Below are 5,550 nucleotides of genomic sequence, written 5' to 3'. Positions count from 1 at the left end.
ATGCGGGCCCGGCCCATCGACCCACCCCGGATCCCTCGGCCCTGGCTCCCCAGCTCAGCACCCTGGTGTTCGTCTGCGGCCCCCTGGTGCAGACCAAGCGCATGCGGCGCCTGCTGGCGGCCAGTGGTCACACGTGCAAGCTGGCCGCCGGCGTGTCGCTGCTGCAGAGCCAGCAGGCCCTCAACCGCCAACTCGATGGCGTGGTGGCCCGCGACGGCGCGGCGGCCCCTGGCAGCCCAGGCGCAGGAGAGGGCGTCAACCCTGGCCGCTTCGATCTGGCCATCAGCCACTGCGAGCCTCCCCTGGAGCGCTCCCGGCCCGCCAGCCTGGCCGAGGCCCGCATCGGCCTCTGTCTGCGCGGTCGCCAGAAGGATTACGGCCTCGGCCGCGATCGCTCTGCGGCCGTGGAGGCGCTGTTCACCGAGGTGCTGGAGCGCCAGCCGGGGCTGGTGCAGCCGATCGACACCGTGCTCTCGGCCACCAATCCACGGGAGCGCATCGAGGCCCAGTTTGCGGCGGTGGACCTGGTGCTCACCACCCGCCTGCACGGCTCCCTGCTGGGCCTGGCGGCTGGCGTGCCGGTGATCGCCGTGGACCAGATCGCCGCAGGAGGCAAGCTCACCGAGGTGCTGGGCCGCATCAGCTGGCCGCTGCTGTTTGCAGCCGAAGATCTCACGTCCGACAGCCTGCTGGCGCTGCTGCAGGGCTGCATCGAGGCCTGTCCTCTTGAGGCGATCGCCGCCAGCCAGGCGCGGATGCTGGTGCTCTCGCGCCAGGCCGTGGAGGCCTCGGTGGCGCTGATCAGGGAGCAGGTGCGGAGCGATCCCTCCTGAGCGCTGGCGGCCGCCGCAGGCGGCTGCCCAGCAGGCGCGCCAGCTTCCGGGGCAGGTCGGCCAGCTTGAGGCGCAGCAGCAGCAGGCCCGCCAGCAGCCCATCGCGCTGCCCCCGGGCATGGCGTGCCATCAGCACCTTGAAGCGGCCGTGGTAGTGCACGCAGAGCAGCCGCACCCGCTGGCCATTGGCCCTGCGGAACCCATAGGCCTGGCCCTGCTCGAACACCAGCCGCTTCCAGGGGCGCACCAGCAGCGGCAGCGGCCTCACCGCCTCAAAGCCGCGCACGTGCTCGATGCAGCTGTCGTAGAGCGCGTCATCCGCCGGCAGGCGCTCGCGGATCAGCACGGCGTGGCCGGTGCTGCGGCACCAGGCCCGCCACAGCGACATGTCGGAGATCCAGTGGCGGCCATGCTGTTTGCTGTTGCGCGCCATCAGCTCGGCCAGGTGGCTGCCGCTGGCGTAGGTGCGGCTCACCTCACGGCAGAACTCCTCCAGGGCGGCGCGGGCCTGGATGTAGGTGCAGTGGGGCAGGGCCCGCTGCTCATCCCAGTGGCTGAGGGCCACGGCATAGCGGCTGCAGCGCAGGGCCTCCTGCCGGGCATCGCAGAACAGCAGCACATCCGAATCGAGGGCCAGCACCTGGTCGAGCCCTTCCCGTTCCATCACGGCCAGCAGCACGAACCAGCGCTCAATGCAGAAGCGCTCCCACTCGAGGCTCTGGGAGGGGCTGTGGTGGCGGTAGTCCTGCAGAAAGCGGCGATGCGCGTCGGAGCGGGGCAGGGCGTCGATGGCCACAAAGCGATCCACCGCCAGGGCCTCGTTGCTGGCATCGCCCGCCAGCACGATCGGCACGCCGGGGTTGCAGCGCCGCGCCTGCTGCAGGCACACCGCCAGATAGGCACTGGCGGAGCGGTGCACCACCACGATCCCGAAGCGGCCGCTCAGGCCTTGGCCAGCTGCGGCGTGGGTCATCTCAGAGGGGGCTCGCCTGGGTCCACTGCGGCCTGGCGTGGAAGTCGGCGGCGCCGGCGGGATGGCGCAGGGCCCAGTAGCTGAGCCGGCCACCACGCTGCTCCAGCACGGCGCTCACCTGCCAGTCGAAGGCCGTGGCCGCGGCCCAGGCCTCGGGCAGCTGGCAGCGCAGGCTGAGGCTCAGGGCTGAGGCGCTGCGCTGCCAGTCGAACGGCAGTGCGTCGAAGCCGGCGGCGGGTTTGAGCCCCTGGCGGTAGCCCTCCAGGGCGTAGACGTTCCAGGCCCCTTCCGGGCAGAGGTTGAACTCCAGATAGCTGGGCTCGCCTGCCGGTGCCACGAAGCACTCCAGGCAGGTGTGCTCCCACAGTCCGTCGCGCCGGGGGGCGCCAGGGGTGGCCTGCGCTTCTGGAATCAGCAGCGCTTCGAGGCCGGGGTGACCGGCTGGGGCGGTGAGCTCGATCAGCAGCTCCAGTGCGGGCCCGCCCTGCTCCCGGGGATCGAGGCTCAGCTGGCCATGGATCGTCAGCTTGGGGTTGGTGAGCGCGGTCGTGGGGCCCGAGGCCGTGGAGTCTGTAGGTGTTGGGTCCGGGAAGGGGACGAGCTCAAACGGATGGCGGGCCATCAGCGCAGGGCCTCCACCAGGGCACGGATCTCGGCCTCCTGGGCCTCGATGCTCTCGGTGAGCCGGAACTGCACCCTTGCCCGCTGCAGGTTGTGACCCCGATGGGTCACCTTGAAATAGCGGTCCCCAGCCAGGTGGTCGGTGAAGAAGCGCAGACCCAGCTCGAAGCTGATCAGCCGCATCGCCGCGTAGAGGTGATCGAAATCCGCTGGTGTGAGGAAGGCCCTGGCCTGCTCCAGGTAGCCGCCGAGCATCGCTCCGCAGCGCTCCAGGTCGAACACCACCGCCTGGAGATCGCTGGTCTCCTCGCCGGCGGGGTTGCAGCCGGAGCGCAGGCAGTCGCCGATGTCGTAGTGCACCAGGCCGGGCTTCACCGTGTCCAGGTCCACCAGGGCCACGGCGCGGCCGCTGCCGGCGTCCAGCATCACGTTGTTCACCTTGGGGTCACCGTGGATCGGCCGCAGCTGCAGCAGTCCCCGGGCCTTGGCCTCCTCCAGCACCGCAGCCTGGCCCTGGCGCTGCTCCACGAAGGCCACGCACTCCTGCTCGGCCCGATCAAGCCCCGCGGCTGACCGCTCGGCCAGGGCCTGCCGGCACACGGCGGTGTAACGGCTCAGGTAAGCCGGGGTGATGTGGAACCCCTCCAGGGTGTCGGCCAGCTGCTTGCAGGGGAGGTCGTGGATCTGGGCGTGGAAGCGGCCCAGGGCCCGCCCCACCTCGGCCGCATGGGCGAGATCGAGCACGGTGTCGTGGGTGGTGGCCCCCTCCACGTAGCTCAGCAGCCGCCAGCTGCCGCTCGGCTCCGTGAGGTGATGGCTGCCGCCACCGGCCTGGGGCTCTGGTGGCTCCGCCTGGCGCAACGGGATCGCCTCGGGCAGCTGCCAGGGCCGATCCTGCCGCTCAGCGCCGGCTCCCCCGGCGCCTGCCCGCCTGGCCATGTGCCGGTTCAGGGCCACGATGTTGGCCATCACCAGCTCGGGCTGGCGAAACACGGCGGTATTGAGCCGCTGCAGCACGAAGCGCTGCGCGGCTGAGGTCTCCACCAGGTAGGTGTCGTTGACATTGCCGTTGCCCAGGGGCGCCACGCTGGTGACCGTGCCTGGAATCGCGAAGCGCTGGGCCAGGYSCTGCAGCTGGGGCTGGCCTGGGTGAGTTTCGATCGCTTCGCTGTGTGGCTGCCCCTGTTGGTGCCCGGCTCCGCCCTGGTGCTGCTGGGTGTTCTCTACGGCGGGGAGGCCTACCTGGCGGAAGAGGGTGAGCGGCGGCGGCTGCGCCGCACCTTCGAGCGCTACGTGGCCCCCAGCGTGGTGGCCGAGATCCTCTCGGACCCGGCCGAGGCGGAGGGCATCCTGCGGGGCCGGCAGCTGCCGGTCACGGTGCTGTTCTCCGACCTCAAGGGCTTCACCCAGCTCACCAACGCCCGCAGCGGCCGGGGCCAGATCGAGCTGCACGTGCGCCAGCTCAACCGCTATCTCGGCGAGATGGTGGAGGTGATCAATGCCCATGGCGGCACGGTGGACAAGTTCATCGGCGATGCCGTGATGGCCGTGTTCGGCTCCCCGATCGGCCGCGGCCCTGAGGCGGAGGCCACCGCCGCCGTGCGCTGTGCGGTGGCGATGCGCCAGGCCCTCCAGCGGCTGAATGGGGCCTGGCGCGCCGAGGGGCTGGAACCCCTGGACAGCGGCATCGGCCTGGCCTCAGGCGAGGTGATCGTGGGGCAGATCGGCAGCCCGCGGCGCATGGAGTTCACCGTGATCGGCGACAAGGTGAACCTGGCCAGCCGGATGGAGGGCCTCACCCGCACGGCCGGGGCGCCGTTGCTGTTCGACGCTGCCACCGCCGAGCTGGTGCAGGCGGTGCTGCCGGTGCAGGCCCTGGGGGAGCAGGCGGTGAAGGGGATGGGGGCGCTGCCCGTGTTCACCCTCAGCAGCCTGCCGCAGAGCTGAAGCGGTCCCAGCGGAAGTGGCTGAGCAGCTCGGCGGCGGCGGCGTCCAGCGAGCGCCCCAGCAGCTGCTCCCCCACCAGTTCGGCCGTGATCGCGGCCAGCAGCACGCCGTTGCGGTGGTGGCCGGTGGCCAGCCACAGCCCGGGGATGGGGCTGTGGCCCAGGATCGGCGCCTCATCGGGGGTGCAGGGCCTAAAGCCCCACCAGCGCTCCATCGGCGGCCAGTGGCTGGCCTCAGGCAGCAGGGCGGCGATGCCGGCCTCCAGCTGCCGCTGGCCGTCGGGGGTGAGCCCGCCGGCGAACCCCGCCCGGGGTTCCGAGGTGGCGCCCACCACCAGCAGACCGTCCTGGCGGGGCACCAGATAGGTGCCTGGCCCGAAGATCACCCGCTGCAGCGCCTGGCGGGGCCCCTGCAGGGAGAGCATCTGCCCCTTCACCGGGGCGATCGGCAGCTGGGGCAGCAGCCGGCCGCTCCAGGCGCCACAGGCCAGCACCGCCTGGTTGCAGCGCAGCAGCTCCTGGCGGCCGGCGGCACTGCGCCAGCCCACGGCCTCCAGCGCTCCTGAACCGTCGCGCTGCAGCGCCAGCACCTCACCGCCCTCCTCGAAGCCCACACCCCGCTCCACGCAGGCCCGCTCCAGGGCCCGCATCAGGCCGCGGCGGTTGTCGATCTGGCCGTCCTGGGGGAACAGCAGCCCGGCCTGCCAGCGGGGCCCGAGGCCCGCCACCTCCCGCTCTAGGCCGGCGCGATCGAGGGCCTCCCCCTGGGCGGCCGTGGGGCAGCGATCCCGCTCAGCAGCCGTGGCGAAGGGCACCACGATGCCGCAGGGGCGCAGGCCGCAGCGCAGGCCGGCGTCGGCCTCGACCCGCGCCACCCAACCGGGAATGGCGGCCAGGGAGCGCTGTCCCAGGCTGAGCAGGGGCCCTGCCAGGCCTTCCGCGTGGGGCGCCAGCATCCCCGCCGCCACGAAGCCGGCGGCCTCCTGGCGGCGGCGGCTGAGCACCCTCACGCGCCCGCCTGCCTGGGCCAGGTGGTGGGCAATGGCCAGGCCCATCAGGCCCCCACCCAGGATCAGTGTTTCGCTGGCTGCGCTCACAGGCGGGGTCGGCAGGCCCCAGGCATCCTGCCAAGCGCAGGACCGTCTGCGGGTGGGGGCCTGATGGGCCTGGCCATTGC

General features: G+C 72.2%; 6 protein-coding genes. 2 read left to right on the top strand and 4 right to left on the bottom strand.

The annotated features are described in order from the left end of the window. On the top strand, window positions 1–833 hold an 833-nt coding region (locus IQ216_RS11325; protein ID WP_193815541.1), incomplete at its 5' end, for a polysaccharide pyruvyl transferase family protein. On the opposite strand, the gene IQ216_RS11320 is transcribed toward IQ216_RS11325, so the two are convergent. From IQ216_RS11320 to IQ216_RS11310, 3 genes are read right to left on the bottom strand one after another with little or no spacing between them, the layout of a single operon-like run. Further along, on the bottom strand, window positions 802–1,806 hold the full coding sequence (locus tag IQ216_RS11320; protein WP_193815540.1) for a hypothetical protein: 1,005 nt from the start codon (window positions 1,804–1,806) through the stop codon (window positions 802–804). The two genes, IQ216_RS11325 and IQ216_RS11320, sit on opposite strands and share 32 nt — an antisense overlap. 1 nt (window position 1,807) lies before the next feature. Continuing rightward, a complete protein-coding gene (locus IQ216_RS11315) occupies window positions 1,808–2,428 on the bottom strand; it encodes a DOMON-like domain-containing protein (RefSeq protein ID WP_193815539.1) in 621 nt (206 codons plus the stop codon). Beyond that, window positions 2,428–3,513 carry a phosphotransferase enzyme family protein gene (locus IQ216_RS11310; protein ID WP_370566721.1) on the bottom strand — a complete coding sequence of 362 codons (1,086 nt, stop codon included), beginning with the start codon at window positions 3,511–3,513 and terminating at the stop codon, window positions 2,428–2,430. The genes IQ216_RS11315 and IQ216_RS11310 overlap by 1 nt, the downstream gene beginning before the upstream one ends. A gap of 63 nt (window positions 3,514–3,576) precedes the next feature. On the opposite strand from IQ216_RS11310, the gene IQ216_RS11305 reads away from it, so the two are divergent. Next, the gene (locus tag IQ216_RS11305; protein ID WP_370566720.1) at window positions 3,577–4,374 is read left to right on the top strand and encodes an adenylate/guanylate cyclase domain-containing protein; all 798 of its coding nucleotides are present in this window, start codon (window positions 3,577–3,579) and stop codon (window positions 4,372–4,374) included. On the opposite strand, the gene IQ216_RS11300 is transcribed toward IQ216_RS11305, so the two are convergent. After that, complete coding sequence (locus tag IQ216_RS11300) at window positions 4,352–5,428, bottom strand: FAD-dependent oxidoreductase (protein ID WP_193815542.1); 1,077 nt, start codon at window positions 5,426–5,428, stop codon at window positions 4,352–4,354. The two genes, IQ216_RS11305 and IQ216_RS11300, sit on opposite strands and share 23 nt — an antisense overlap. Between the last annotated feature and the right edge of the window lie 122 nt (window positions 5,429–5,550).

This window comes from Cyanobium sp. LEGE 06143 (assembly GCF_015207535.1).
In the GTDB taxonomy this organism is placed as follows: Bacteria; Cyanobacteriota; Cyanobacteriia; order PCC-6307; family Cyanobiaceae; genus NIES-981.
This window is presented reverse-complemented; position numbering and strand designations above follow the sequence as displayed.